Source organism: uncultured Campylobacter sp., from assembly GCF_938018145.1.
In the GTDB taxonomy this organism is placed as follows: domain Bacteria; phylum Campylobacterota; class Campylobacteria; order Campylobacterales; family Campylobacteraceae; genus Campylobacter_A.
In genome coordinates this window covers 1-1822 of the sequence record NZ_CALIII010000451.1, presented here as the reverse complement: position 1 = coordinate 1822, position 1822 = coordinate 1, and the positions used below count along the sequence as shown (strand labels likewise).

Here is a 1822-nt window from a genome sequence, read left to right as displayed (position 1 = left end):
TTGGACGGGCTAGACCCGCATCTTTACGGCGCTAAATTTGACGGCGAATTTGACGGGATTAAATTTAACGCGCAGCCTAGCGAGGCTAAATTTACTATCGCAGACGAGCGTAAATTTGACGGCGAAATTTACGCTGCGAGTTTAGCTGCGCTAGAAAACTACAAAAAAGCTTTTGCAAGGCGTGTTTACGAGCATTTTATAGCTAAATTCGCTCCAGCTGTAAACCGCAAGATAAACCGTGTCGTCGTTCGCAAAATGACTACTCGCTGGGGTAGCTGCAACTCGCGCAAAGGCTATATAAATTTAAGCCTAAATTTGATCGAAAAAGCTCCCGAACTAGTCGAATACGTCGTGCTTCACGAGCTAGCCCACCTCATATACCCGCACCATCAAAAAAGCTTTTATGGCTTCATCACAGGGCTTATGCCTGATTTCAAAACGCGAGAACAACGGCTAAACAAAAAATAATTTTAAATATGCTAAAATAGAATATTTTTAATTTAAAGGGAGATAATGAAAAAACTTCTAATGCTAGTTGCCGCGGTTTTTGCTCTGGGCGGCGATTTTGAGGACGGTGTAAAAGCCTACGAGAGCTCTAAATTTGTAATGGCTCGCGAGAAATTTGCAGCTGCCTGCGACGCGAACAACGGCCTAGCCTGCGCAAAACTAGGCGCGCTTTATCAGCTGGGCAAAGATATCCTGCCTGACACCAAAAAAGCGCTTGAGCTATACGAAAAAGGCTGCGAACTAGGCTCTAAAGAGGCCTGCTCGGGTGCCGGCGGGATATACGTATCAAGCGACAAAGAAAAGGCGCGTGCACTGCTAAATAAGGGTTGCGAGCTTGGCGACGGCTTTTCATGCGCGACTGCGGGATCGTATCTGCTAGAGGAGAAAAAATTTAAAGAAGCCTACGCGCTTTTTGAAAAAGCATGCAAGATAGGCGATAGCCTCGGATGCCAATTTGCAAGCGATCTAAAACGCTCAAAAAGACTTTAATTTTGCTTACTCGGGTTAAATTTGACGGTTAAATTTAGCCCGATTTTATCTTTTCTATACACTACTTCCAAAACGAAAGCTTTTAAAATTTACGAGAGAGTAATCAACAGGCCGAGAAAGCGCAGGCTCTAAGCACCTACGCCGACTCTCTTTTCCGCTTTATTTCGTATCCATTGAAATGCAAATAACACCGCATAAAGCGAAACGCCGATCGCGTAAGAAATGTATTCGTTTGGGATAAACGGGATGTACTTGGCGCACATATTAGGCACCAAAGTTAGCGGCACGACGCACAAAAGTAATGCGCGCTCTAGCATGCTTACGCGTTTAACGAAATACCCCTGAAGCGCCGAAGAAAAGGCAAACATACCCACTAGCGCCGTACCGAAAATCAGCGCCATCTCGAGCGGATTTGTTATCCACACGATGCCTTTTGCGTCGTTTGGATTGGCGGCATCTACGCTTTCTATCAAAAGCAGCTTGTTGTTAAACACGAACGAAAACGGCAAAATCGTCGTGCGCAGGTCGTAGAAAAAGCCTTGCACGCCCACAGTTACCGGGTTTGCTTTGGCGATACCGGCCGCAGCGTATGCCGCGATACCCACAGGCGGCGTATCGTCTGCCAGGATACCGAAGTAAAAGACGAAAAGATGCACCGCGATGGCCGGTATGAGAAAGCCGTTTTTGTGCGCCAAAAACAAAATCACCGGCGCGACTAGCGAGCTAACTACGATATAGTTTGCCGTCGTCGGCAAGCCCATGCCTAGTATCAGCGACATTATCGCCGTGAGAAAGAGGATGAGCACGATGTTGTTGCCGGCTAAAT

Annotated in this window: 3 protein-coding genes; 2 read left to right on the top strand and 1 reads right to left on the bottom strand. The window is 46.7% G+C overall.

The window, feature by feature from the left end; translation table 11 throughout:
• Both Q0338_RS10550 and Q0338_RS10545 read left to right on the top strand, forming a co-directional pair.
• A partial coding sequence (locus Q0338_RS10550) for a M48 family metallopeptidase (RefSeq protein WP_298086681.1) occupies positions 1-468 on the top strand: 468 nt, incomplete at its 5' end.
• A gap of 45 nt (positions 469-513) precedes the next feature.
• Positions 514-996 carry a tetratricopeptide repeat protein gene (locus Q0338_RS10545; protein WP_298086680.1) on the top strand — a complete coding sequence of 161 codons (483 nt, stop codon included), beginning with the start codon at positions 514-516 and terminating at the stop codon, positions 994-996.
• A gap of 128 nt (positions 997-1124) precedes the next feature.
• On the opposite strand, the gene Q0338_RS10540 is transcribed toward Q0338_RS10545, so the two are convergent.
• Positions 1125-1822, bottom strand: a 698-nt coding sequence (locus Q0338_RS10540) for a DUF3394 domain-containing protein (RefSeq protein ID WP_298086679.1), incomplete at its 5' end; no start/stop codon positions are given.

Bases quoted from the DNA above. Each gene is read 5' to 3' on its own strand.
- Q0338_RS10545 (WP_298086680.1), top strand. From the start codon at position 514: ATGAAAAAACTTCTAATGCTAGTTGCCGCGGTTTTTGCTCTGGGCGGC.